Consider the following 23,862-nt stretch of genomic DNA (forward strand, 5'->3'; position numbering starts at 1 on the left):
CCGCACTTGTCCGGTCGGCCACCACGACAAAACAGGCAGGAATGCGGTTACCTCTCGGTAACAGGCACAATCTGCCTGTCCTCGAGATATCTGCCTGTAAACCGGGGCACGGTGACCAACTCACGACCGCAACCTCAGGCCGCGCGGCGACGCGTTGAACCCGGCGGCGGTGAGCGCCTCGCCGAACGGGGTGCCGAGAACGAACTCGCCGCCGACCGTCTCGATCGTCAGAGTCGAGATGCGGCCGCGATGGATGACGTCGGCCAGTGCCCTCGTTGCCGACCGCATCGGCTCCTCGGCCCGGTCGAAAAGCAGCGTCGTCTTGCCCCCGCGTTCCACGTAGAGCACCAGTGCGCCGTCCACGAGCACGACGATCGCGCCGGCCTTGCGTCCCGGTCGGTGCCCGGTCGCCGACACGCTGCCTCCCGTCACGGATGCCTGCGGCCACGGCAGCGCCGCCCCATACGGATTCGCCGGGTCGGTCGCGGCCAACGCGACGGCGTCTCTCGGCGGTTCGAGTGTGCTGTCCAGGGTGAACGTGCGCAGCCTGTCCACCGTGGCGCCGGTGGAGAATTGCGCAGCTCCGAGGGTCTCGACGAAGTAGCCGCGGCGGGCGCGGCCGGACTCCTCGAATCCGCTGAGCACCCGGTAGGCGAGGGCGAAGCCGCCCGGCTGGTTCTCGGCCATCACGGAACCACGCGTGACGATGCCGTAGCGCTCGAGCAGAGTCTCCGCTGCTGCTTTCGCGCGCACCGTGGCATCCGTCTCAGGCAACGGCAGGATCGACCATCTGCCCGCCGTGGTCGGCGGTCCGGAGCGAGCGGATGCGGCGCGCAGGCCCTCGGCGAACGTCGGCCGTCCGTAGCCGCGTGGAGCGCGGATGCGACCGCGCGGAGTCGCCCGCTGCGGCTTGTGGGCACCGCTGCCGCCGGTGAGCGCGCGCAACGGTGCGAACGTGTCGTTCGTGATGAGCCCGGCCCAGACGAGATCCCAGAGCGCTGTGGTCAGTGCGGCGTCGTCGAGCGAGCCGACGGCATCCGACAGCTGCCGGAAGAAGAACGCGCCGCCAGCGCCGAGCGCCGTGAGTACCTCGCGCTGCAGCTCGTCGGTGGCGTGCTCCGGAGGCGGAATCATGGTGACCGCTGCGCTCTCGGTCAGATGCAGGCTCACCCAGCCGTCGTTGCCGGGCAGTGATCCGCTCCCGCTCCAGAGCACCTCGCCGCTCGCAGTCAGCTCGTCCAGCATCGCCGGTGAATAGTCAGAGACGCGAGACGGCAGGATCAGGCTCTCCCATGCTGATGCGGGAACACGAGCGCCGGAGAGCTGCTCGATGACGGATGCCACGGCATCGACCCCACGCAACCCGCTGCCGACGTGCTGCCACCGCGGCAGGAATCGCCCGAACGTCTTCGGATCGACGGGCTCCACCTCGTGCCGCAACGCCGCCAGCGACATGCGGCGCAGTCGGCGCAGCACCTCGGCATCGCACCACTCGGTACCGCTCGCGTTCGGTCGGAACTCGCCCTCCGTGATGCGGCGGTCCTGCGCAAGCCGGCGCAGGGCGTCGTGGGCGACGACCGTGCCGAGTCCGAATCGGGATGCCGCGTCGGCGACCGTGAACGGACCGTGCGTGCGCGCGTAGCGGCCGAGCAGATCACCGAGCGGGTCGGCCACCGGTTCGATGAACGCGGTGGGAACGCCGATCGGCAACGGGACGCCGAGTGCGTCGCGCAGGCGGGATGCATCCTCGATCGCTGCGAAGTGCTCGCCGCCGGCGATGCTGACACGGAGCGCGCGCTTCGTCGCGACGAGCTCGTCGAGGGCAGTGCGCGCGTCAGCTTCATTCCCCGAGCGAGCGCCTAGGTCCCCGGTCCCTGAGCGAGCGTCAGCGTCCCCGTTCCCTGAGCGAGCATCAGCGAGTCCAAGGGTCTCGTCATGGACGTCGCCGCCCTTCGACTCACTTCGTTCGCTCAGGGAGCTGAGAGCGCTCGGGGGACGCTCCCGCGACCACCGCGCAGCCACCCCGTCGACGGTCAGTGGGCCGAGCAGGCGCAGCAGGTCGGCTGCTCCCTCCAGGCCGAACATCCGTCGATCGGGAGCGAGCCGCTGCACCTCCTGTTCGACGCGTTCGATCACGGCCGGGTCGAGCAGTTCGCGCAGCTCGGCGCGACCGAGCAGCTCGGACAGCAGCGAGGCATCAACCGCAAGCGCGGCCGCGCGGCGCTCCGCCAACGGTGAGTCGCCCTCGTACATGAACGCTGCGACATATCCGAAGAGCAGCGACCGCGCGAACGGCGACGCCTCGTCGGTGCCGACCTCGACGATGCGGATGTCCCTGCTCGCGATCCGCTCCGCCACCGTGCGCAGGGCCGGCAGGTCGTACACATCCTGCAGGCACTCGCGCATGGTCTCGAGGATGATCGGGAACGTCGGATGCCTGCGCGCGACATCCAGCAACTGCGCCGCCTTCTGCCGCTGCTGCCAGAGCGGCGACCGCCTGCCGGGGTTGTACTTCGGCAGCAACAGCGCTCGTGCCGCGCACTCGCGGAAGCGTGAGGCGAAGAGCGCGGAGCCGCCCACCTCGTCCGTCACGATCTGCTCGAGTTCTTCCGCCTCGAAGACGAACAGATCGGCGCCGGGTGGCTCGGCTTCGGCATCCGGGATGCGCACGACGATTCCGTCGTCGCTCGCGATGCAGGAGCCCTCGATGTTCAAGCGTTCCCGAACGCGTGCCGCCACGGCGAGCGCCCACGGCGCATGCACTTGCATGCCGTACGGGGAATGCAACACGATGCGCCAGTCGCCGAGCTCGTCTCTGAAGCGCTCGGCGACGAGCGTGCGGTCGGTCGGCAGGTGGCCGGTGGCCTTCTTCTGCTCGTCGAGGTAAGCGAGCAGGTTACCGGTGGCGAAGTCGTCGAGCCCGGCGTTCGCGGTGCGGGCACGGGCATCCGCCTCGGAGACGTGCGCCACCTCGCGCACGAATCCGCCGACCGCCTCGCCCAGCTCGGCCGGTCGACCGAGGCCGTCGCCCTTCCAGAACGGCAGTCGCCCGGGTTCCCCGAAGGCCGGCGAGACGAGTACGCGGTCGTGCGTGATCTCCTGGATGCGCCAGCTCGTGGCCCCGAGCGCGAACACGTCGCCGACGCGCGACTCGTAGACCATCTCCTCGTCGAGCTCGCCGACGCGGCGGCCACCCTTCGACGGATTCGTCTCGTCGCTCGTTCCGACCATGTAGACGCCGAAGAGCCCGCGGTCGGGAATCGTGCCGCCACTCGTCACGGCCAGTCGTTGCGCGCCAGGACGGCCGGTGAGCACGCCGTGGTCGCGATCCCACACGACACGTGGTCGCAGCTCGGCGAACTCGTCGCTCGGGTAGCGGCCGGCGATGAGGTCGAGCGTGGCGTCGTACGCACTGCGGGGAAGCGTCGCGAACGGCGCGCTGCGACGCACCGTGTCGAACCAGCCGTCGACATCCACCGGTTCGAGCGCTGTCGCCGCAATGGTCTGCTGGGCGAGTATGTCGAGCGGATTGGCCGGAACCCGGAGCTCCTCGATGAGGCCGGCGACCATGCGCTCGCTGGCCACGGCGGAGTTGATCAGGTCTGACCGGTGCTTCGGGAAGATCACGCCCTTCGACACCTCGCCGACCTGGTGCCCGGCGCGACCGACGCGCTGCAGGCCGGATGCCACCGACGGCGGCGCCTCCACCTGCACGACGAGGTCGACCTCGCCCATGTCGATGCCGAGCTCGAGACTGCTCGTGGCGACGACGCAGCGCAGGCGTCCGCTCTTGAGGTCGTCTTCGATGACGGCGCGCTGCTCCTTGCTCACCGAGCCGTGGTGGGCGCGGGCCAAAAGTGTGTCGGTGGCCTTCTCATCACCGGGTGCCTGGCGCAGCCCTTTTGTCTGACCCGATCCGCCCATCAATTCGGCCGGCGCGCGCTTCGGAGCATTCGCACCACCGATGTCGTCGAGAACCTGCCCGACGAGGACCGGCTCGCCCGGTTCGCGGTCTCTTTCTGCAGCATCCGCCAGGCGTTCCTCGTAGATCTCGTTCATGCGCGCGGTCAGTCGCTCTGCGAGCCGTCTCGAGTTCGTGAAGACGATGGATGACCGGTGCTCGAGCACGCGGTCGACGATCGATTCCTCGACGTGCGGCCAGATGGATCCGCCCGCGGGGCTCGAGTCGTCCTCGTGCGCGGCCGGGCTGAGGTCGCTCATGTCCTCGACGGGAACGACCACCTTCAGGTCGAACCTCTTCTGCGAGGGCGGTGCAACGATCGTCACGGGGCTGCGGCCGCCCAGGAATCGGGCGACCTCCTCTGGCGGACGGACCGTCGCGGACAACCCGATGCGCTGGGCAGGCTTGGGCAGCATGGCATCCAGCCGCTCCAGCGACACCGCCAGGTGAGCGCCGCGCTTCGTGGCCGCGACCGCGTGCACCTCGTCGACGATGACCGTCTGCACGCTTGCGAGTGTCTCGCGAGCCTGCGACGTGAGCATGAGGAAGAGGGACTCGGGCGTCGTGATCAGGATGTCCGGCGGCTTCGACAGCAGAGACCGCCGGTCGCTCGCCGGGGTGTCGCCGCTGCGCACGCCGACAGTGACGTGCGGCGGCTCGGTGCCCAAGCGCTTCGCCGTCTGCGTGATACCGACGAGAGGCGAACGCAGGTTGCGTTCGACGTCGACGCCCAGCGCCTTCAGCGGCGAGATGTACAGGACGCGCGTGCCGCGTTTGGGCGTGGTGGGGCTCTTCGGCGGACCCTTCGACTCGCTTCGCTCGCTCAGGGAGCTGGGGCTCAGGGCGCTGGAAGCGTCGGCGCTTTGGTGCATCAGGCGGTCGATCGACCAGAGGAAGGACGCCAGCGTCTTGCCCGACCCCGTCGGCGCGATCACCAGCGTGTGCTCGCCGCGGGAGATGGCATCCCACGCCCCGAGCTGTGCGGAGGTGGGTGCGTCGAACGCGCCCTCGAACCACGCGCGCGTGGCGGGGGAGAAGCGGTCGAGCAGGTCGGTCATCGCTCTATCCCAGCACGAACGTCTGACGTGCGCCTGCGGCGAACGTGCCGCCCCTACCGGCTGTCGCCGGCCCGCGCTACCTTCGCCGCATGCAGACCTTTCTCATTCCAGGACTCTGGCTCGACGCGTCATCGTGGGATGCCGTGACTCCCGCGGTCGAGGCGGCAGGCCACCACGCACATCCGCTCACGATGCCCGGGCTCGAGGCGGATGATGCGGACCGCTCCGCCATCACCCTCGACAGCCACATCGACTACGTCGTGCGCCTCATCGACGAGACGCCAGCCGACGAGGAGGTGGCGCTCGTCGCCCACAGCGGCGGTGCCCTCGTGGCGCACGGAGCCGTCGACAGGCGACCGGACCGCGTGACCCGCGTCGTGTACGTCGACTCCTGGCCCGGCGGCGAGGGATCGATCGTCAACGACGAACTGCCATACGACGATGCCGACATGCCGTTCCCCGGTTGGGACGCCTTCGAGGAGGCCGACGTGCGCGACATCACATCGGAGCTGGGCGAGCAGATCGCGTCGCACACGCATCCGTCGCCGTCTCACGCCGCTGTCGACCCGCTGCACGTGAGCGACGAGCGCCGTCTCGACGTGCAGGCCACGATCATCCTGTCCACGATGCCGAGCACGGACATGAAGGACCTCATCGAACGGGATGTCGCGTGGCTCGGCGACACCGGCCACCTGCACTCGCTGCGACTCGTCGATCTGCCGACGGGACATTGGCCGCAGTTCACCAGGCCGGAGGAGCTGAGTGCGCTCATCGTCGAGGGGCTGAAGTAGGGCCGGGTCGTCGAGCGGCTGAAGGAGGTCCGGGCTCCGGGCCGGCCGCGAGTCAGGGGAGGGTGGGAATACCGAAGGATGTCGCGCACGCGGCGAGTCGCTCGTCGAACGTCGCGAGCGGGGACGCCGTCACGATGGCCGCGTCGAGCACGCAGCAGTCCGGGAGCTTCAGCGCGCTCTCGGCCCTGAGTTGAGCGAGCCGTAGGGCGCCGCCGCCGGACGGGGCCCATTCGCGGATGTGCAGGCGGTCGAGGTGCTGTAGGGCGAGCGCCTCGCGCCCGACGCGAATCGGCCCGACCAGAATCTCGGTCAGCGTGAGGGAATGGACGACGAAATCGTCGTCGAGGTGATCACGGAACAGCGCCGTCGCTCGTTGATGGTGCGCGTCACGAGGATCGAAATGGGCGATGACGATGCTCGCATCGAGAACGATCATGCCGGCCAGTCGTCGCGCAAGTGATCCAGGTAGCCGGGCCCGTACGCGACCTCGAGGCTGCCGGCCGTGAAGTCGATCGCGGCGAGTCTCGTGCCGCGTTGCTCGTCGTGTTCCGATTGCAAGGCATCCGCGCCCAGCTCGAGCAATCGAGAGACTCGCTCGGCGCGGGGAACGTCGGGCCAAGCCCGTTCAGCAATTGTCAGAGCGCGCTCGACCTCGGGCGTCTCTGTGACCTGGAATCGCGGTCGAGTGGTCGGCATGACAGCAAGTGTACCACCGTGGTGCACGGTGCAACACTTCGGGCAGTACCTGGGAGTCGTCGGTCGGGCGCTTCCGGTGTCGGATGGCGTCGCGAGCGCGATCGCCGGCTGGGATCCCGACCAGACCTACTGGCTCACCGACGTGCTGTCGAACGCAACCGACGCCGAGGAGTGGAGCGAGGGGCGCGACGGCGAATGGTCTCGAACATCCGGCCGGTAGCCATGCGCCTGGCTTGTGATTAGAATAAAAAGGAATTGAATGCTCTAAAAGGATAATGCTCTGAAACGACAACGCCTAAAACGACGGAGGGCACTGTGACTGATTCGGTGGCGGCCGGTGGCCGCATCACGATCGCGAGCGACAGAGCCGGGCTGATCGATCTGCTCGCGATACGTGACGACGCCGTTGCGAGTCGGCGAGTCCTGAAGGCGCCCGGATTCGTCGTGGTGCGCTTGACCTTCGCGGGTGGGCAGGAGCTGGCCGAACACGAGGCGGCAGTGCCGATCCTCATCCAGGTGCTCTCCGGCGCAGTCGACATCGAGGTCGACGGGGCGGCGGAACGATTCGAGGCAGGCGGCGTGCTCTACCTGGCGCCCCACGTTCGACACGCACTGCGCGCGATCGGCCGTGCCGACGTGCTTCTGACTCTCGCCGACGCCTCGACGCGGGTGTCCCCGGATGGGGCGGGCGTCGGCGGGAATGACGTGATCGGCTTCCCCTCGGCGATCGCCGAGACGAATCCGGCCACGCTGGACGGCGACGGGGCGATCAGAGCGCACGCCCCGTCGCCCGAAGACCGTCGGCTGCTGGATGCCGCGGTCTGCGAGTGCGGGGTCGTCGCCGGTGCAGCCCTGCCGCAGTTCGATGTGCGCGAGGTGCCGCACGCCGTCAGGCACGCTGCGGTGTTCGGTGCACTCGACTCCCTGGGTCCTCGTGAGGGGCTTGTGCTGATCGCACCGCACGACCCGCTGCCGTTGCTCGCGCAGATCAGGGAACGGACCGGAGAACGGTTCGCCGTGACCTATCTGGAGCGTGGGCCTGAGGCGTGGTCGCTGCAGTTCATCCACCTGGGCGACGACGCCGCGCGATGAATGCGAGGTACTCCCTCACCTCTTTTCTTGTCGGCTCGGCGTTCATTGTCCTTGGTGGACTCGTCGCCGCCGTCTCGACACCGCTCGGGTTACAGAGCGGCCCCTGGGTCGCTGCCTATCTCGTGCTGGTCTGTGGGGTGGCGCAGTGCCTCTTCGGAATTGTGCGTCGCTACGTTGCCACGTCTCCGATCACCAGCGCGCGCTTCGCCATGGAGTTCGTGTGCTGGAATGTCGGGAACGCGGCGGTCGTGGTTGGCGACCTGGCAGGCATCCCGACCGCCGTCGCGTTGGGTGGCACGCTCCTGGTGGTCGTCCTTGTTCTGCAACTCGTGCAGCTTCGGCGCGTTTCACCCGAGCTGCACTGGGCGGCCTGGCTGTACGGGAGCATCCTGGTGGTCTTGTTGCTGAGCGTTCCGGTCGGCATCGTGCTCTCCGCGTTCGGCGGCTGAGTGATGCCGACGGCGACGCATCAGCCGGACATCCGTAGGATCGACCCATGGCGGTGCGCACACCGGATCCGGATCCGGAGAACTCGGGGCCTCTCGATGAGGGATCTTTCGACGCCGGATCTTTCGACGACGGCACGCTGCCCGGCGTGGGGCCTGGCTGGCTGAGCGACATCGAACTCGAGCAGATCAGGCACCGGCTGCCGATCCTCTACGTCGAAGCGGTCCCCGTGCGCGTCGACGGACTCGGACAGGTCATCGAGGTCGGCCTGCTGCTGCGCGCGAACGCCATGGGCGAGATGACGCGCACGGTCGTCTCCGGCCGCGTGATGTACGGCGAGAGCCTGCGCGACGCACTGTTCCGGCACCTGGAGAAGGACCTCGGGCCGATGGCCTTCCCGCAGCTGCCGGCGAGCCCGGTGCCGTTCATGGTGGCCGAGTACTTTCCGATTCCGGGCGTCTCGCAGTACTCGGATGACCGTCAGCACGCGGTCTCGCTCGCCTACGTGGTGCCCGTCACCGGCACGACGGAACCACGGCAGGATGCCCTCGAACTCACCTGGCTGTCGCCGGCGGAGGCTTGCTCGTCACAGGTCACCGCCGAGCTGGAGGGTGGCCGCGGCGCGCTCGTGAAGGCCGCGTTGGCCGCGGTCGGCGTGCTGCCGTAGGTCGGCCGCACCGGCTATCGGGCGGTCCGCACCATGCGCAGTTCGTGCGCGGGCTCGCCGCCGAACGACTCGACCTTGGCGGTCCCGTCGAGTGCGAAGCCGTTGCGTCGATAGAACGCCTGCGCGCGGGGGTTGTCCGCGAGCACCCAGAGATAGGCGGCGGACTCGCCGAGCGCGGCATCCAGCACCCGTTGGCCGGCGCCCGAACCGTAGTGGTCGCGCAGGACGTAGATGCCCCTGAGCTCGAGCGGTGCCGGGTCGTCGACCTCGCGTGCCGGGCCGGCGGATGCCCACCCCACGATCCTCCCGTTGGATTCCGCAACCCACACCTCGCTGCCGCCCGCGATGATGCGTTCCCAGCGCGCGGCCCGCGTGCCGACATCCAGGTTCTCGAGCAGGTGCGACGAGAACACGCCAGCGTACGCCTCGCGCCACGATCGCACGTGAACTCTGGCGATGCCGCGCGCGTCGGCGGCGGTCGCCCGACGCACGCTCAGGGGTCCTTGCTCCTCGCCCACACGGAGACGATAACAAGCAGCGACATCAGGGGACCGTGGTTAAGCTGTTGCGATCGCGCCGTCGGGGCGCCGCACATCGGCGTTCGCATCGCATGCGGAACGCATCGTGGAGGGGAGCCGCGTGAAGCCGTTGACCGAGGATGACATCCGTTCGTCGTTCGTGAACGCCACCGATGAACAGCTGGCGCGGTTGCCCATTCCGGGCATCCACGAGACCCTCTGGGACGAACGCGAGTTCCTCGGTTGGCGCGACCCGCAGGCATCCCGCCTCGGCTACATCGTGCACTGGATGGATGGTCGCCCGACCGGCATTCTCGTGCGCGCGGCGAGCGGAGGCCTGCGGCCAGGCATCGCCGCGATGTGCTCGTTCTGCCATTCGTCGCAGCCCGCGACCCAGGTGCGCATGTTCAGCGCGCCGAGGGCGGGCGAGGCCGGTCGCAACGGCAACACGATCGGTTCGTACATCTGCGACGACCTGGCGTGCTCGCTGCTCATCCGCGTCACGCCGCCGCACGTGCAATCGTCCGAGCGTCTTGCGGAGCGCGGCGCCGCGCTGCTCACCAGGGTGCAGAACTTCACAGCGACCGTGATGAAGACGGCGTAGGCCGTGTCGCGTTCGATTGCAGCACGTTTTCAGGACAGACAACGAGCCGAGCGCACTACGTCGATGGCGGGCCGGATGTCCTGAAAACGTGCTGGATGCCATTCGCTACTAGCGTTGAGCGTGTGAACACTCCCGTCGATGCCACCGCCACGTCAGCCTGGGCCGAGCTCGAGGCCCACCGATCTTCCTTCGCTCCCGACCTGCGCGGATGGTTCGCCGCCGACGCGGATCGCGTCGAGCACCTGAGCTTCCCGCTCGCCGACCTGCACGTCGATCTCTCCAAGAACCTGGTGACCGACGAGATCCTCGCATCCCTGGTCCGCCTGGCCGAGCAGGTGGGCGTCGCGGAGCGCTTCGCTGAGATGCTCGACGGCGTGCACATCAACACCTCCGAGGACCGTGCCGTGCTGCACACCGCACTGCGCAGGCCGGCGGATGCCTCACCCGAGCTCGTCGTCGACGGCCAGCAGGTGGACCACGACGTGCACGAGGTGCTCGACCGCATCGCGGCGTTCGCCGATCGGGTGCGCTCCGGCGAGTGGACGGGCATCACGGGCAAGAAGGTCGCCACCGTCGTGAACATCGGCATCGGCGGCTCCGACCTGGGGCCGGTCATGGTCTACGAAGCGCTGAAGCCCTATGCGGATGCCGGACTCGAGGCCCGCTTCATCTCCAACATCGATCCAACCGATCTCGCCCAGAAGACGGCCGGTCTCGATCCGGAGACCACGCTCTTCATCGTCGCCTCCAAGACGTTCACCACGCTCGAGACGCTGACCAACGCGCGACTGGCGCGCGACTGGCTGTGGGACGGGCTGAAGGCATCCGGTGCGATCGGCGACGACGATGCCAGCAGGCAGGATGCCGTCGCCCACCACTTCATCGCAGTCTCGACCGCGCTCGACAAGGTCGCCGCGTTCGGCATCGACACCGACAATGCGTTCGGGTTCTGGGACTGGGTCGGCGGCCGCTACTCGGTGGACTCCGCCATCGGCACGTCGCTGGCGATCGTGCTCGGGCCGCAGAACTTCGCGGACTTCCTCGCCGGATTCCACGCCGTCGACGAGCACGTGCGCACGACGCCTCTTGCACAGAACGTGCCGGTGCTGATGGGGCTGCTCAACGTCTGGTATTCGAACCTGCTCGGCGCGCAGTCGCACGCTGTGCTGCCCTACGCGCAGCTGCTGCACCGCTTTCCGGCGTATTTGCAGCAGCTCACCATGGAGTCGAACGGCAAGTCGGTGCGGTGGGACGGCTCGCCCGTCACGACGACGACCGGCGAGATCTTCTGGGGAGAGCCGGGGACCAACGGTCAGCATGCGTTCTACCAGCTCATCCACCAGGGCACCCGCCTCATTCCGGCGGACTTCATCGGATTCGCCAACCCGGCGTATCCGTTGAAGGACGGCGAGCACGACGTGCACGGCCTGTTCTTCGCGAACTTCCTCGCGCAGACCAAGGCGCTGGCGTTCGGCAAGACCGCCGAGGAGGTCGAGACGGAGGGCACGACCGGGGCACTCGTGGCCGCGCGCACGTTCGCGGGGAACCGGCCGACGACATCCATCATCGCGACGTCGCTCACCCCGAAGGTGCTCGGCGAACTCATCGCGCTGTACGAGCACATCACGTTCACGCAGGGCACCGTGTGGGGCATCAACTCGTTCGACCAGTGGGGCGTCGAGCTCGGCAAGCAGCTCGCGCAGCAGATCGCGCCTGCGATCAACGGCGATGAGTCGGCGACCCAGGCACAGGATGCCTCGACCCGCGCCCTCCTGGACTACTACCACTCCCACCGCGCCTGAGGGGCCGGCCGTCGGTCGAGACTGCACGCCCACGCTGGGACAGCGGTTATACCCCGTACTCTCGCCGCGGGCGTGCAGTCTCGCGTCATGACGGTGGAGCGCGCCCGCGGCCCGCGCTCTACCGTTGGAGGCATGGCTGAAGAGAACAACGGCAGGGTCTGGTTCATCACGGGAACATCGCGCGGCTTCGGGCGCGCGTGGGCGGAGGCTGCCCTCGAGCGCGGCGACCGGGTCGCAGCGACGGCACGCAACGTGGCATCCCTCGACGGGCTCGTCGAGAAGTACGGGGATCGCGTGCTCCCGCTGCAGCTCGATGTGGATGACCGCGAGGCGGACTTCGCCGCGGTGCGCGCCGCCCACGAGAGGTTCGGACGACTCGACATCGTCATCAACAACGCGGGCTACGGGCACTTCGGGCTCATCGAAGAGGTGACCGAAGAGGAGGCTCGAGCTCAGCTCGACACCAACCTGTTCGGAGCCCTGTGGGTGACGCAGGCGGCGCTGCCGTTCCTTCGCGAGCAGGGCAGTGGCCATATCCTCCAGGTGTCGTCGATCGGCGGCATCTCGGCCTTCCCGCTCGTCGGCATCTACAACGCGTCGAAGTGGGCGCTCGAAGGATTCAGTCAGGCGCTCGCGCAGGAGGTGGCGCCGTTCGGCATTCACGTCACGATCGTCGAGCCGGCCGCATACTCCACCGACTGGTCCGGATCGTCGTCGAAGCACTCGGCGGAGCTGCCGGCGTACGCCGACGTGCATCGCGCCGTGGCTGAAGGCCGCAAGCAGCGCAACTCGAATCCGGGGGATGCCGCAGCAACGGCCACGGCGATCCTCGAGATCGTCGACGCGGCCGAGCCGCCGTTGCGGGCATTCTTGGGCAGGGCCCCGCTCTCGATCGCGAAGGCGGACTATGCCTCACGCATCGCGACGTGGGAGGAGTGGCAGCCGGTCGCCGAGCGCGCCCAGGGCTGACGCCCGCTGCTTGCGGCGGGCCGCCCCGCATTCGCCGCCATCCGCCGACCGGGACTCAGCCCTGGGCGCGTCGGCTTCCGCGACCGCGGGCCGTGCCCGAGCTCGGACGAACCACGTCGCCGACACGGATCGGACGTCCGCTGCTGCGACCGCCCTGGCTGCGGTTCTGACCGCCATTGCCCTGGCTGCTGCGGCCGGCGGATGCGCCGCGACCGCTGCCGGTCTCGCTCTGCGACCCGCGGTTCTGCGAGCTGCGGCCCTGGCTCTGTGTGCCCTGGCCCTGGGAATCCCGGCGCTGACCGTCGCGACTCTGGCCGTCGCGACTCTGGCCATCGCGACCCTGTGCGCTTCGACCCTCTGTGCTGCGACCCTGCGCATCGCGTGTCTGGGCGCCGCGACCGCGCGACCCGCGACCGCCGCCGTTCGCGCCGGCCCCGCGCTCGGAGCGTGCACCATCGCCTGAGCGATCCCGCCGCGCGCCCTGGCTGCCGCGCGAGCCGCCCTGGGATCCGTGCGAGCCGCGACCGCCACCGTTGTTGCCGGCCTCGCGGGGTGAGGGCTTGACATACGCAGCCACCTCGCCCACCAGTGTGGCCACTTCCGAGGAGGTCGCCGTGACGGGCACCGGCGTGACAGTGATGGCAGCCTTGCGCAGCACGTCGCGAAGGTCGCGACGCTGCTCCGGCAGCGAGATCGTCACGACGTCACCGGTCGCACCGGCGCGAGCCGTGCGTCCCGAGCGGTGCAGGTACGCCTTGTGCTCCGTCGGCGGGTCGACGTGCACCACGAGCTCGACGTCGTCGATGTGCACGCCGCGGGCTGCGACATCCGTCGCCACCATGACGCGCACGCCACCGCTGCCGAAGGCCGCGAGGTTGCGGTCGCGCTGCGGCTGCGACAGGTTGCCGTGCAGGTCGACGGCCGGAATGCCGGAGTCCGTGAGCTTCTTGGCAAGACGCTTGGCGTGGTGCTTCGTGCGCATGAACAGGATGCTCCGCCCCTTTCCGGAGGCGAGCGCCTGCACCAGGTCGTTCTTGCCGTCGACCGAGTCGACCTCGAACACGTGGTGCGTCATGCGGTCCACGTGGCTCATCTCGTCGTCGACGGAGTGCAGCACCGGGGAGTGGAGGAATCGCTTGACGATCTTGTCCACGCCGTTGTCGAGGGTGGCGGAGAACAGCAGACGCTGTCCGTCCACGGGAGTCTTCTCGAGGATGCGCGTGACGACCGGCAGGAACCCGAGGTCGGCCATGTGGTCGGCCTCGTCGAGCACCGTGATCTCCACGGCGTCGAGGGAGACCAGACGCTGCTTCATGAGGTCCTCGAGCCGGCCGGGGCAGGCGACGAGGATGTCGACGCCGGCGTTCAGGGCATCGACCTGACGCTTCTGGCTGACTCCGCCGAAGATCGTCGTGGTGGTCAGTTGGTATGCGGCCGCGAGCGGCTCGAGCGTGGCGGCGATCTGCGTTGCGAGCTCACGGGTGGGCGCGAGCACCAGGGCGAGCGGATGCCCGGACCTGCGTCGTCCGCCGGAGAGTCCGGTGCCCAGGCGCGCCGCGATGGGCAGCGCGAAGGCGATGGTCTTGCCTGAGCCGGTCTTGCCGCGTCCGAGCACGTCGCGTCCTGCGAGCGTGTCGGGAAGCGTGTCGGCCTGAATGGGGAACGCCTCGAGCTTGCCGTCCGCGGCGAGCAAGGAGACGAGCGGCGCGGGCACGCCGAGGGTGGAGAACGAAGTCATGGGGGTGCCTTTCGAGGCAGGATGCCGTCGCAGACGCGACGGAACAGTGGTGTCGGAACAATGGCGAAGGCTCCAGTGGGAGCATCCGTTCGCCGTGAGAAAGAATCGTGTGCGGCGGCCCGTGGCGGGCGGCGACGCGAGGTGATGCGCTCTGACGACGCAGGCGGATCCCGACGACGGGACCGCAAGATGATCAACAGTAACAGGCCGTCCTGAGTTCTTCGCTCAGGTGCGGTGCGGGGCGCGCCGACTAAACTCGTTTGTCCTGACTTCGAACGGGGGGCCGCGTGCACGATTCGGAACTCGACCGTGAGCGCAACGTCGTCGACGACCTCTACGCGTTGCTCGACGGTCTGCGCGAGGACACCGTCCAACGACTCGCCGCGGTCCGCAGACAGACGGCAGGTGGCACGCATCAGGCACGCAGCGAACGGGATGCCTACGCGCGTCTCTACGAGGACCGCATCCTTCAGTTGCGCGATGTGGAGCCCCGGCTCGTGTTCGGCCGGCTGCAGCTCGAGGACGCGGAGGCCGCAGCCTCAGCCGACCCGCTGCGCGACCCGCGTCTGCGCTATGTGGGCCGCACCGGACTGCGCGACGACGACGAGCACACCGTGCTGCTCGACTGGCGTGCGCCCCAGGCCAGTGCCTTCTACCAGGCGACCGCGGCGAATCCGCTCGGCGTCGCAGCCAGACGACGCCTCACGATGCGAGACAGAGAGGTGCTGCGCGTCGATGACGAGGTGTTCGATGCCGGCCTGCTCGCCGAAGCGGGGAAGCGGCCGGACGAGGTCTCGGGCGACGCGGCCCTGATGGCAGCGCTCGTGGCCCAGCGCACCGGCCGCATGAACGACATCGTCGCAACGATTCAGGCCGAGCAGGATGCCATCATCCGCAGCGAACTCCGCGACGCCCTCGTCGTGCAGGGCGGGCCGGGCACGGGCAAGACCGCCGTCGCGCTGCACCGTGCCGCCTACCTGTTGTACGCGCACCGGCAGAAGCTCGCGACGTCCGGCGTGCTCGTGGTCGGTCCGACCAGGGCCTTTCTCACGTACATCGAGGAGGTGCTGCCATCACTCGGCGAGACCGGTGTTGTCATGCAGAGCCTGGGTGAGCTGTTCCCAGGTGCTTCGGCCGACTCCGACGACCCGCCGGCGACCGCGCAGCTCAAGGGCTCGAAGCAGATGACAGGGTTGCTGCGCGCCGCGGTCGATTCCCGTCAGAAGGTGCCGGCCGAGGCATCCGTCGTGCAGGTCGACAACGAGCGACTCGTCGTCGAACCCTCCCTGGTCGCGGATGCCCTGCGCAGCGCGCAGCGCACAGGCAAGCCGCACAACACAGCGCGTATCACGTTCGTGAAGCACGCCCTCTCGGCGCTCACCGCCCAGCTCGCCGACCAACTGCGCTCCCGCGGCGGCACGCTGGACGACGAAGACCTCGCCGTGCTGCGCGAGGATGTGCGCACCAGCTACGACGTGCGCGTGCTGCTCAACACGGCCTGGCTGCCGCTCACCCCGGAGAAACTCATCGCGGACCTGTACGCGCGACCGCAGTGGCTCGCCGAGCTCACGCCCCGCTGGAGCGAGGAGAAGCGCGAGCTGCTGCTGCGCCCGCGCGATGCGGCGGTCACGATCAGCGACATCCCTCTGCTCGACGAGGCCGCAGAGCTCTTGGGGGAGCTGCCGGAGGCGCAGGACCAGGCATCCAAGCTGCACGCGAAGGAGCAGCGCAAGCGCGACCTGCGCATGGCCCGATCGGCCATCGCCGACGCGGGCGCCGGGGCGTTCGTCACCGCTGCGCAGCTCGTCGACGAGTCGGTGTCGCACGGCGACGGGCTGACGACGGCCGAGCGTGCCGCCGCCGACCGCACCTGGACCTACGGGCACGTCGTCGTCGACGAAGCGCAGGAGCTCAGCCCGATGCAATGGCGGCTGCTCGTGCGACGCTGCCCGATGAAGTCGTTCACGATCGTCGGCGACATCGCCCAGTCGTCGTCGGCAAGCTCGACCCTCGCGGGCGGCGGACGCAGCTGGGCGGATGCCATCGGCCCGCTCTTCAAGGATCACTGGCGCCTCGAGCAGCTGACGGTCAACTACCGCACGCCGGCACAGATCGCGCGCGAGGCGGAGACGCTGGCCCGCGCTGCGGGCCTGCCGATCACGCCGGCGCGTGCCGTACGCGAAGGCGAGTGGCCCGTGCGAGACGTGAGTGTCACGGCGACCGCGCAGTCCGGCCAGGTCGAGACGAGCGACGCGCTCGTCGCTGCGAGCATCGACGCGATCGAGTTCGACCGCGCGATCGACGACACCGGAACGCTCGCGGTCATCGTTCCCGTCGTTCTCGCCGATGACGTGACGGATGCCGTCACGCACCGCTTCGGCTCGCAGGCGGGTCGCGGGGCGCCCGGCCTCGTCAAGCCGATCGTGGTGCTCACCGCACAGGACGCGAAGGGCCTGGAGTTCGACGCGGTCGTCATCGTGCATCCCGACGGGGTGGTCGCGGAGTCGGCGCGAGGGGCATCCGCCCTCTACGTCGCGATGACGAGGCCGACGCAGCGCCTCACGATGGTGCGGCCGTAGCCTCATCGCCGCCGATACCATTGCCGGGTGAAGATGCCGCTGCACCCCGACGACCCGATTCAGCAGAACTACGAAGTGCGTTTCGACTGGGGTCGTGACGGCCTGCGCGGCATCGCTCCGACCGCGGGCGTGATCGTCGTGATCGATGCGATCTCGTTCACCACGACGGTCGAGATGGGCGTGGCGCTGGGCCTCGAGGTGCAGCCCTTCGCGGGCCTGAGAGCCGAGGCCGAGGCGCTGGATGCCGCCGGCAGCTTCGGCGATGCGCGCCTGGCAGGCAAGCGGGGTGCCCCGGGCGTCTCGCTGTCGCCCTCCAGCATGACGGAGCAGAACGTCGCAGAGTTCGGTTCCCGCCGCGCCGTCGTTCCCTCGCTGAACGGCTCGCGGTTGACCGCGCTCGCCGCCACCTACGGCGTGCCCGTCATCGCGGCGAGCCTGCGCAACCGCACCGCCGTCGCGCGGTGGATCCTCGACTTTCAGACCCGCGTCGGCCACCGTGCGATGGTCGCCATCGTGGCGGCCGGCGAGGTGCGTACCGACGAGACCCTGCGCCTCGCGGTCGAGGACATGCTCACTGCTGGCGCCGTGATCGATGCCCTCGGCGCGGTCGGCATCGACGCGTGCTCGCCCGAAGCGGCCGCGGCGTGTGCCGCCTACACGGGCTTGGCTCGGGGCATCCGTCACATGTTCACGGCGTCGGTGTCGGGCGGCGAACTGCTCAAAGACGATCAGCGCGAAGACATCGAGGTGGCGTTCCAGACGGATGTCTCCACGACCGTGCCCGTGCTCGTCGACGGCGTGTACGTCGGCGCTAGCTGACGGCTCGATTCCGCCGACGCACAGCGCCGACGCGCGAGGCGCCGGCGCTGTGGACGTCACGCGGTCGGAAGCGACGCCTTGCCCGACCAGTCGATCGACTCGAAGATGGCCTTGCCTGTGGCGTCGAAGCCGACGATCTCTCCCGTCACGGTGACGGCCACGGGTGCCTGGGAGAAGACGGTTCCGGTGTCACCGTTGGCGTCGGAGGCGTCGGCGAGGAACGTCGCCGCTCCCGTCGAGATGGTGTCGACGGCCCATCCGCTGCCGTCCCAATCCCCGACGGAGAAGTTGGGAGCTGTCACGAGTGTCCACTTCTGGTTCGAGAGCTGAAGGTCGGGGTAGTCGTTGATCAGCCCGAAGCTGCATCCGGCCGGTTGGAGGCTCGGCGTGCCGATGCACTCCGCCACCCACGCGTTCACGGCGTTGTCCGCGGCTTTCTCGCCGGCATCCGTGAGGCGGGCGGTCAGAGTGACGGCCTCGTTGCTGGCGGTGCCGGATGCCTTGATGCTGGTGACGGTGGTGCCGGCGTCTTCAGCGGTGTAGTCGTCGCTGCTCGCCATCGTCGCGTTGTAGCGGCCAGGCAGCACATCCAGCACGGCACTGCCGTTGTCGTCGATCGAGATCTGTGTTCCGTTCACGGCTACTCCAGCCTTGCTCGGACCCGCCACCGTCAGCTTCACGGTCGGGAGTGTCACGGGCTCGAGCGTCCACTTGGTGAAGAAGAGCAGCTCTTTGCCGTTGTCCTTCAGCTGGAATGTCTCGGTGTGCCGATCACCAGCAAGCTTGTAACCGACGACAACGGTCGTCGCTCCTGGCTCCGTACTCGAGGGTTTGATGGAGTACCCGCTGATGCGGTCTTCGGTTGCCGAGTAGGCCTTCTGCGTGACGAGGGGACTGTTGGTGTCGATGTTGCCGATTTTCACCGCCTTCGCGACATCCCCCTTGACGAGCGCGTCCATGAACGGCTTCACCGCGGCCTGCGGCGTATGGGCCTTGGTTTCGATTGCGAACCAGACGCCCCCGGCGATGAGCAGCACGAGCAGAAGCGCCCCGCCGCTGATCAGTGCCGCCGACAAGCCGATGCGTCTCTTCGATGCGGGGCCCGATACGTGTGCGATGTCTGCAGCGGGCTGGACCGGAGTCGCACTCACCTGTGCCTCGTAGGGAGAACTCGGCTGGGGCGACGTTGCGCCCGCCGCAGCGTTATCGGGCAGGCCCGGATCGGTCATCGATGACTCCGTGGGTGAAGGAACGGCGCGGATGCCCCGGGGCGCACCCGACCTGAGGCGAGCAAAGCCTAGCGGACAGATCGGTCTGCAGCCGACCACGAATCGGGCGTCTCTGCGCCGGCTGTTTCCTGCGAAGGAATGGCATCCGCTCGCGTGGTGTTTCCAACACTGTTGCTGCATACGTCACGAAAGGATGCGCACCGTGAAGGCTGTCGTGAACGGAACCGTGCTCGCCGAGGCTCCGGTGGAAGACCTGATCAAGATCGAGGGCAATTGGTACTTCCCGCCGTCGAGCGTGAAGTCACAGCTGCTCGAGAAGAGCCCAACTCCCTACACCTGCCCATGGAAGGGCGAGTGCCAGTACTTCACCGTCAACGTCGACGGACAGCATCTGCAGGACAGGGCGTGGAGTTATCCGACCCCGTACCCGACAGCGTTCGACCGCGTCGGCAAGGACTTCAGCGACTACGTCGCGTTCTGGAAGGAAGTCCACATAGAGGACTGACTGGCTGCGAGCCGAGTGGCCGCCGCGAGGGCTACTCCGCGCCGGCCTACTCGCTCGCTGCCTGCCTTGCGCGGTGTGCACGGACCTTCGCGCGGTTGCCGCAGCGCTGCATCGAGCACCAGCGGCGGTTGCGGCTGCGCGAGACGTCCAGGTAGACGATCGAGCAGTCGTCGGCGCCGCATTCCCGGAGGCGGTCGCCGGCATCCGGCCCGAAGACCGCGACGGCGTCGCGCGCGATCACGCTGAGCGCCTGGGAGGCGCGGGCCCTGGTGCGTCCTGCCTGGCGGCTACCGCCTATCAGCACGGGAGGCAGGTCGGGCGTCGACGCGTAGAGGTTCACGATGTCGACGTCGCGTGCGATGTACGGATGTCCACCGAGCGCCGCGTAGGTCAGGTTCGCGATCGCGCCGCGCAGAGTGAGGGCATCCCGCAGTTCGTGCTCGGCGCAGGTGGCGTCGATGGCGAGGAAGCGCTCGTGCAACCACGCATCGAGGTCGGCGGGCGTCTTCAGCCGTTCACCGGCCGTGTCGGCCACCCTCTCGCCGTCCCGTGCGGGCGCCATCGCCCCTGTGTAGGCGAAGTCGAGGCTCAGGCATCCCGAGTCGAACCACCAGTGCTGCCCGTCCGCGGAATCGAACCACTGCCCGGTGCATCCCTGGAGGCGAGGTTCGCTTGCGGCTTCGTCGGTGGTCGGCACGGATCTCCTCCGAAGTGCGCTTGTCGCTGATTCGAGTAACCGTTATCTTCGGTTACGGTCGGCAGTCTACCGATCAGCCGACCCCGTCGATGCCGCTGTGGCAGAAGGGCATGGCCCATGCGACTTCAAATCACGTTCGATGCGGCTGATCCGCATGCGTTGGCAGAGTTCTGGGCGGAGGCGCTCGGCTACGAAGTCGAAGACAACTCCGCGTTCGTCGACGGCCTCGTCGCCGAGGGCAGGATGCCCGCAAGCGACAGGATCACTCGCAACGGTCGATCCGAGTTCGCTGATGTCGCCGCTGCCGGTGACCCGCACGGTGAGGAACCGCGGATGTTCTTTCAGAAGGTTCCGGAGCCGAAGACGGCGAAGAACCGCGTGCACATCGACATCCGTGTACCCGACGACCGCAAGGCCGCCGAGGTTGCTCGCCTCGAGAGCCTCGGAGCGACGCAGCTCTGGGTGACGGATGACCGGGGTCCGCTGACGTACACGATGCGGGATCCCGAGGGCAACGAGTTCTGCCTGCATTGACGTCGGACCGGACCGGCTCGATCCGGACCGAATCGGACGCGATCACGTATCGGTGGCGATCCTCCTCTCCCACTCGATGAGGTGCTCGCGCGAAAACCGCTTCGAGCATTTCGCGCACGACATCTGCCTGGTCGGTCGACGGTACCTGTAGTGCAGATGGCCGCGAGGGCAACGCCCCACCCAGGGCGCGAGGTCTTCGGCGACGGGCTTGTCGAGCGTGCGATCGCCGACATAGCCGAGCTCACGGGCGACCGTGCGCCACTTCGGACCGTGGCCGGCAGCCGGGCCGACGAGCGCGTGGGCCACCTCGTGCAGCAGCACCTGGTGGATCTCGTCGTCGTCGAACCGCGCGGTCAGGTGCCGCGATACGGTGATGCGCTTCGTGGAGTGATTGCACTGGCCGCCACGCGTCTTGGCGTTGTCGAAGCCGAAGGTCCAGACATCCGGGTCGAGGTGCATCGCGATGAGAGCCTCTGCCCATCTGCGAACGCGTACCAACTCAGCCACCCTTCGAATCTAACGAGCGCGCACGACGCTCGGAGTGACGCGCCGCCGTTGGTGCACAACGCGCCGTGACGACGGCTGTGGACGGAGGGCATCGGGTTCGACGGCGATGCGCCGTCTAGTGACCGGGTTGCGAACGGGAGCAGAGCTCAGCGCCATGCCCCGGTCTGCAGTCGCCGGCGGCGAGGTGCCAGGATCGCGTCCTCTACGTATCCGGCCGACACACGGGCACAATAAAGGGGATGCGCACGATCGACGTGAATTGCGACCTGGGGGAGTCGTTCGGTGTCTGGACGATGGGCGACGACGCGGCGATGCTCGACCTCGTCTCGAGCGCGAACGTGGCGTGCGGTTTTCACGGCGGCGATCCGGCGACCATGATCGCCACGTGCCGGGCGGCGCGCGATCGCGGAGTCGTGATCGGCGCTCACGTGTCCTACCGCGACCTCGCCGGATTCGGACGCCGCTACGTCGACGCGAGCGAGGCGGATGTGCACGCCGACGTGCTCTATCAGCTGAGCGCGCTCGCCGGAGTCGCGGCATCCGTCGGCACAGAGGTGCGCTACCTGAAGCCGCACGGCGCCCTCTACAACCGCATCGTGACCGATCCCGTGCACGCTGTTGCCGTGGCGGATGCCGTCGCGGCGTTCCCCGCGAACCTCCCGGTGCTCGGGCTGCCCGGCAGCGCGATCGAGCGTGCGTGCCTGAGCCGGGATGTGCCATTCGTGCGCGAGGCGTTCATCGACCGCGCGTATCTCGCGGACGGATCCCTCGTGCCACGCAGCCGCGCGGGTGCCGTGCTCAGTGCAGGTGACGGAGTCGCGGAGCGCGCCGTGCGCGTGGCCGTGGACGGGGTGGTGGAGACGATCGACGGCGAGACGATCCAGATGGATGCTGCGTCGTTGTGCGTGCACGGCGACAGTCCGGATGCTGTGGCGATGGCATCCGCTGTGCGTCGTGCTCTGCAGGAGGCCGGTGTGCGGGTCGGGGCCTTCGCGTGAGCAGGGCGTCGTGAGCAGGGCGTCGTGAGCAGGGCGTCGTCGTGAACGCGGACGTCGGCATCCGTCGGCTGGGCGATCGCGCGCTGCTCGCCGACCTGCCCGACCTCGAAACGGTGCTGGCCGCACGTGATGCGCTGGCCGCGAGCCGGCCGCACGGTGTCGAGGACGTCGTGCCCGCCGCTCGCACGGTCGCGGTGCTGTTCGATCCGCAGCGCGTGTCTCTGGACGCCGCGCGCACATGGTTCCAGCGCGCACTCGGCGACCTCGTGGGACACGGCCGCCCCACGAGCGATCCGGCGGGTTCCGAGGTCGTCATCGACGTGGTCTACGACGGCGAGGACCTCGCGGAAGCCGCTCGGCTGGTCGGCGTCTCGGTCGACGAGCTCGTGCGCAAGCACGCCGCCGAACGCTGGCGGGTCGCGTTCGACGGCTTCGCCCCCGGCTTCGGCTACCTGGTCGCCGACGGCGACTGGTTCGAGGTTCCGCGGCGGTCCAGCCCGCGCACGAACGTGCCGGCGGGAGCAGTCGCGCTCGCCGGCGGCTTCAGCGGCGTGTACCCGCGGGAGGGTCCGGGCGGCTGGCAGCTGATCGGCCGAACGGATGCCCCGCTCTGGCGCCCCCGCTCCTCACCTCCTGCGCTGCTCGCGCCGGGAACTGCGGTGAGGTTCCGCGCGGTCGACGCCCTCGCGCCGGACTCTGCCGCGCCCGCAGCCGCGGCCGCGCCCGCGCCCCCCGGGCCCGCAGCAGCAGCGTCCGTCGCGGCCGCGCCCTCCATCACGGTGCTGCGCGCAGGCCCGCAATTGCTCATCGAGGACCTGGGCCGGGTGGGATCGGCATCCATCGGCGCCGGCCGCTCCGGCGCGCTCGACCGCGGTGCCTTGCGGCTGGCGAATCGCCTCGTCGGCAACCCCGAGGGTGCAGCCGGGCTGGAGGTGGTGGTCGGGGCCGAGCTGCGATTCGAGCAGCCGACGTGGTTCGCGGTGACGGGGGCGAGGGGTGTGCTGCGGGTGGGCGGGCATCCGATCGAGTCGGATGCCGCGGTGCACGCCGACGCCGGCGATGTGCTCAGCCTGGGCATGGCCGACCACGGGCTGCGATACGTGATCGCCTTGCGCGGCGGTGTGGATGCTCCACTCGAGCTGGCATCGGCATCCACCGACCTCGGCGCACGGCTCGGTCCAGCGCCGCTGACCGACGGCGACGCGATCGTCATCGGGGCGGGCACAGCATCCGGGATTCCGGCGGTGGACGCGCTTACCGTCTGGTCGCCGCCCGACGACGAGGTGGACGTGCACGTGGTGCCGGGACCGCGCGAGGACTGGTTCGCGCGAGACTCCGTCGAGGCCTTCTACGACACCGAGTGGGAGGTGACACAGGCCTCGAACCGCGTCGGCATGCGGCTGCGCTCGCCGCGTGGCGTCTCTCTCGACCGGGCCGAACGTGTCGCCGCCACCGAGCTCGCCAGCGAGCCGATGGTTCCCGGCGCGATTCAGGTTCCGCCGTCCGGCGAGCCGACCGTGCTGCTCGCCGATGGGCCGGTCACGGGCGGGTATCCGGTGATCGCCGTCGTGACGGATGCCGACCTCGACCTCTTCGCGCAGCTGCGACCCGGCCAGCGCCTGCGCTTCCGCCACGCCCGCTGAGCCGTCGC

At 68.9% G+C, this 23,862-nt stretch carries 22 protein-coding genes; 14 read left to right on the top strand and 8 right to left on the bottom strand.

Annotated elements, in window-relative coordinates:
* Positions 1 to 120 precede the first annotated feature (120 nt).
* Positions 121 to 5,019: a DEAD/DEAH box helicase gene (locus MJ603_RS03825; RefSeq protein WP_243062328.1), complete on the bottom strand. Its 4,899-nt coding sequence runs from the start codon at positions 5,017 to 5,019 to the stop codon at positions 121 to 123.
* Positions 5,020 to 5,108: 89 nt separating this feature from the next.
* Here MJ603_RS03825 and MJ603_RS03830 point away from each other — a divergent pair, with 89 nt between their 5' ends.
* Positions 5,109 to 5,810: an alpha/beta fold hydrolase gene (locus tag MJ603_RS03830; RefSeq protein ID WP_243062329.1), complete on the top strand. Its 702-nt coding sequence runs from the start codon at positions 5,109 to 5,111 to the stop codon at positions 5,808 to 5,810.
* Between the two features lie 52 nt (positions 5,811 to 5,862).
* Here the strand turns inward: MJ603_RS03830 and MJ603_RS03835 are convergent, their stop codons facing one another.
* On the bottom strand, positions 5,863 to 6,246 hold the full coding sequence (locus MJ603_RS03835) for a type II toxin-antitoxin system VapC family toxin (protein ID WP_243062330.1): 384 nt from the start codon (positions 6,244 to 6,246) through the stop codon (positions 5,863 to 5,865).
* Positions 6,243 to 6,506, bottom strand: coding sequence for an aldehyde dehydrogenase family protein (locus MJ603_RS03840; RefSeq protein WP_243062331.1), 264 nt, complete (start codon positions 6,504 to 6,506; stop codon positions 6,243 to 6,245). The genes MJ603_RS03835 and MJ603_RS03840 overlap by 4 nt, the downstream gene beginning before the upstream one ends.
* Here MJ603_RS03840 and MJ603_RS03845 point away from each other — a divergent pair.
* The 4 genes from MJ603_RS03845 (at position 6,505) to MJ603_RS03860 (ending at position 8,712) form a co-directional block, all read left to right on the top strand.
* Complete coding sequence (locus MJ603_RS03845; protein WP_243062332.1) at positions 6,505 to 6,726, top strand: hypothetical protein; 222 nt, start codon at positions 6,505 to 6,507, stop codon at positions 6,724 to 6,726. The genes MJ603_RS03840 and MJ603_RS03845 overlap by 2 nt on opposite strands.
* 95 nt (positions 6,727 to 6,821) lie before the next feature.
* The gene (locus MJ603_RS03850) at positions 6,822 to 7,598 is read left to right on the top strand and encodes a DUF2249 domain-containing protein (RefSeq protein ID WP_243062333.1); all 777 of its coding nucleotides are present in this window, start codon (positions 6,822 to 6,824) and stop codon (positions 7,596 to 7,598) included.
* On the top strand, positions 7,595 to 8,047 hold the full coding sequence (locus tag MJ603_RS03855; RefSeq protein WP_243062334.1) for a hypothetical protein: 453 nt from the start codon (positions 7,595 to 7,597) through the stop codon (positions 8,045 to 8,047). The genes MJ603_RS03850 and MJ603_RS03855 overlap by 4 nt, the downstream gene beginning before the upstream one ends.
* Before the next feature lie 47 nt (positions 8,048 to 8,094).
* Positions 8,095 to 8,712, top strand: coding sequence for an NUDIX hydrolase family protein (locus tag MJ603_RS03860; protein ID WP_243062335.1), 618 nt, complete (start codon positions 8,095 to 8,097; stop codon positions 8,710 to 8,712).
* A 14-nt stretch (positions 8,713 to 8,726) separates the two neighbouring features.
* Here the strand turns inward: MJ603_RS03860 and MJ603_RS03865 are convergent, their stop codons facing one another.
* A complete protein-coding gene (locus MJ603_RS03865) occupies positions 8,727 to 9,230 on the bottom strand; it encodes a GNAT family N-acetyltransferase (protein WP_243062336.1) in 504 nt (167 codons plus the stop codon).
* A 121-nt stretch (positions 9,231 to 9,351) separates the two neighbouring features.
* Here MJ603_RS03865 and MJ603_RS03870 point away from each other — a divergent pair, with 121 nt between their 5' ends.
* The 3 genes from MJ603_RS03870 to MJ603_RS03880 all read left to right on the top strand — a co-directional run bounded on the left by MJ603_RS03870 (position 9,352) and on the right by MJ603_RS03880 (position 12,605).
* On the top strand, positions 9,352 to 9,834 hold the full coding sequence (locus MJ603_RS03870; RefSeq protein ID WP_243062337.1) for an FBP domain-containing protein: 483 nt from the start codon (positions 9,352 to 9,354) through the stop codon (positions 9,832 to 9,834).
* A 122-nt stretch (positions 9,835 to 9,956) separates the two neighbouring features.
* Entirely contained in the window at positions 9,957 to 11,636 is a 1,680-nt protein-coding gene (gene pgi / locus MJ603_RS03875) for a glucose-6-phosphate isomerase (RefSeq protein ID WP_374230811.1), read from the top strand.
* A gap of 132 nt (positions 11,637 to 11,768) precedes the next feature.
* On the top strand, positions 11,769 to 12,605 hold the full coding sequence (locus MJ603_RS03880; RefSeq protein ID WP_243062339.1) for an SDR family oxidoreductase: 837 nt from the start codon (positions 11,769 to 11,771) through the stop codon (positions 12,603 to 12,605).
* A 55-nt stretch (positions 12,606 to 12,660) separates the two neighbouring features.
* Here MJ603_RS03880 and MJ603_RS03885 read toward each other — a convergent pair whose 3' ends face one another.
* Positions 12,661 to 14,343 carry a DEAD/DEAH box helicase gene (locus MJ603_RS03885; protein ID WP_243062340.1) on the bottom strand — a complete coding sequence of 561 codons (1,683 nt, stop codon included), beginning with the start codon at positions 14,341 to 14,343 and terminating at the stop codon, positions 12,661 to 12,663.
* Positions 14,344 to 14,630: 287 nt separating this feature from the next.
* Here MJ603_RS03885 and MJ603_RS03890 point away from each other — a divergent pair, with 287 nt between their 5' ends.
* Positions 14,631 to 16,922 carry an ATP-binding domain-containing protein gene (locus MJ603_RS03890; protein WP_243062341.1) on the top strand — a complete coding sequence of 764 codons (2,292 nt, stop codon included), beginning with the start codon at positions 14,631 to 14,633 and terminating at the stop codon, positions 16,920 to 16,922.
* A 33-nt stretch (positions 16,923 to 16,955) separates the two neighbouring features.
* Complete coding sequence (locus tag MJ603_RS03895; protein ID WP_243062720.1) at positions 16,956 to 17,741, top strand: 2-phosphosulfolactate phosphatase; 786 nt, start codon at positions 16,956 to 16,958, stop codon at positions 17,739 to 17,741.
* A 56-nt stretch (positions 17,742 to 17,797) separates the two neighbouring features.
* Here MJ603_RS03895 and MJ603_RS03900 read toward each other — a convergent pair whose 3' ends face one another.
* Positions 17,798 to 18,970: a hypothetical protein gene (locus MJ603_RS03900; RefSeq protein ID WP_243062342.1), complete on the bottom strand. Its 1,173-nt coding sequence runs from the start codon at positions 18,968 to 18,970 to the stop codon at positions 17,798 to 17,800.
* A gap of 202 nt (positions 18,971 to 19,172) precedes the next feature.
* Between MJ603_RS03900 and MJ603_RS03905 the strand changes: the two genes are divergently transcribed.
* Positions 19,173 to 19,475, top strand: coding sequence for a DUF427 domain-containing protein (locus tag MJ603_RS03905; protein ID WP_243062343.1), 303 nt, complete (start codon positions 19,173 to 19,175; stop codon positions 19,473 to 19,475).
* Between the two features lie 46 nt (positions 19,476 to 19,521).
* Here the strand turns inward: MJ603_RS03905 and MJ603_RS03910 are convergent, their stop codons facing one another.
* On the bottom strand, positions 19,522 to 20,172 hold the full coding sequence (locus MJ603_RS03910) for a CGNR zinc finger domain-containing protein (protein ID WP_243062344.1): 651 nt from the start codon (positions 20,170 to 20,172) through the stop codon (positions 19,522 to 19,524).
* A 117-nt stretch (positions 20,173 to 20,289) separates the two neighbouring features.
* Between MJ603_RS03910 and MJ603_RS03915 the strand changes: the two genes are divergently transcribed.
* A complete protein-coding gene (locus tag MJ603_RS03915) occupies positions 20,290 to 20,706 on the top strand; it encodes a VOC family protein (protein WP_243062345.1) in 417 nt (138 codons plus the stop codon).
* Positions 20,707 to 20,748: 42 nt separating this feature from the next.
* Here the strand turns inward: MJ603_RS03915 and MJ603_RS03920 are convergent, their stop codons facing one another.
* Positions 20,749 to 21,213, bottom strand: coding sequence for a SprT-like domain-containing protein (locus tag MJ603_RS03920; protein ID WP_243062346.1), 465 nt, complete (start codon positions 21,211 to 21,213; stop codon positions 20,749 to 20,751).
* A 239-nt stretch (positions 21,214 to 21,452) separates the two neighbouring features.
* Here MJ603_RS03920 and MJ603_RS03925 point away from each other — a divergent pair, with 239 nt between their 5' ends.
* Together MJ603_RS03925 and MJ603_RS03930 are read left to right on the top strand one after the other, a co-directional pair.
* The gene (locus tag MJ603_RS03925) at positions 21,453 to 22,211 is read left to right on the top strand and encodes a LamB/YcsF family protein (RefSeq protein ID WP_243062347.1); all 759 of its coding nucleotides are present in this window, start codon (positions 21,453 to 21,455) and stop codon (positions 22,209 to 22,211) included.
* A gap of 41 nt (positions 22,212 to 22,252) precedes the next feature.
* Positions 22,253 to 23,854 carry a 5-oxoprolinase/urea amidolyase family protein gene (locus MJ603_RS03930; protein ID WP_243062348.1) on the top strand — a complete coding sequence of 534 codons (1,602 nt, stop codon included), beginning with the start codon at positions 22,253 to 22,255 and terminating at the stop codon, positions 23,852 to 23,854.
* The last annotated feature ends 8 nt before the right edge of the window (positions 23,855 to 23,862 follow it).

This window comes from Humibacter sp. RRB41, assembly GCF_022761015.1.
Lineage (GTDB): Bacteria > Actinomycetota > Actinomycetes > Actinomycetales > Microbacteriaceae > Humibacter.

Bases quoted from the DNA above. Each gene is read 5' to 3' on its own strand.
- MJ603_RS03825 (WP_243062328.1), bottom strand. From the start codon at position 5,019: ATGACCGACCTGCTCGACCGCTTCTCCCCCGCCACGCGCGCGTGGTTC.
- MJ603_RS03830 (WP_243062329.1), top strand. From the start codon at position 5,109: ATGCAGACCTTTCTCATTCCAGGACTCTGGCTCGACGCGTCATCGTGG.
- MJ603_RS03835 (WP_243062330.1), bottom strand. From the start codon at position 6,246: ATGATCGTTCTCGATGCGAGCATCGTCATCGCCCATTTCGATCCTCGT.
- MJ603_RS03845 (WP_243062332.1), top strand. From the start codon at position 6,505: ATGACAGCAAGTGTACCACCGTGGTGCACGGTGCAACACTTCGGGCAG.
- MJ603_RS03840 (WP_243062331.1), bottom strand. From the start codon at position 6,506: ATGCCGACCACTCGACCGCGATTCCAGGTCACAGAGACGCCCGAGGTC.
- MJ603_RS03855 (WP_243062334.1), top strand. From the start codon at position 7,595: ATGAATGCGAGGTACTCCCTCACCTCTTTTCTTGTCGGCTCGGCGTTC.
- MJ603_RS03860 (WP_243062335.1), top strand. From the start codon at position 8,095: ATGGCGGTGCGCACACCGGATCCGGATCCGGAGAACTCGGGGCCTCTC.
- MJ603_RS03880 (WP_243062339.1), top strand. From the start codon at position 11,769: ATGGCTGAAGAGAACAACGGCAGGGTCTGGTTCATCACGGGAACATCG.
- MJ603_RS03885 (WP_243062340.1), bottom strand. From the start codon at position 14,343: ATGACTTCGTTCTCCACCCTCGGCGTGCCCGCGCCGCTCGTCTCCTTG.
- MJ603_RS03895 (WP_243062720.1), top strand. From the start codon at position 16,956: ATGCCGCTGCACCCCGACGACCCGATTCAGCAGAACTACGAAGTGCGT.
- MJ603_RS03900 (WP_243062342.1), bottom strand. From the start codon at position 18,970: ATGACCGATCCGGGCCTGCCCGATAACGCTGCGGCGGGCGCAACGTCG.
- MJ603_RS03915 (WP_243062345.1), top strand. From the start codon at position 20,290: ATGCGACTTCAAATCACGTTCGATGCGGCTGATCCGCATGCGTTGGCA.
- MJ603_RS03925 (WP_243062347.1), top strand. From the start codon at position 21,453: ATGCGCACGATCGACGTGAATTGCGACCTGGGGGAGTCGTTCGGTGTC.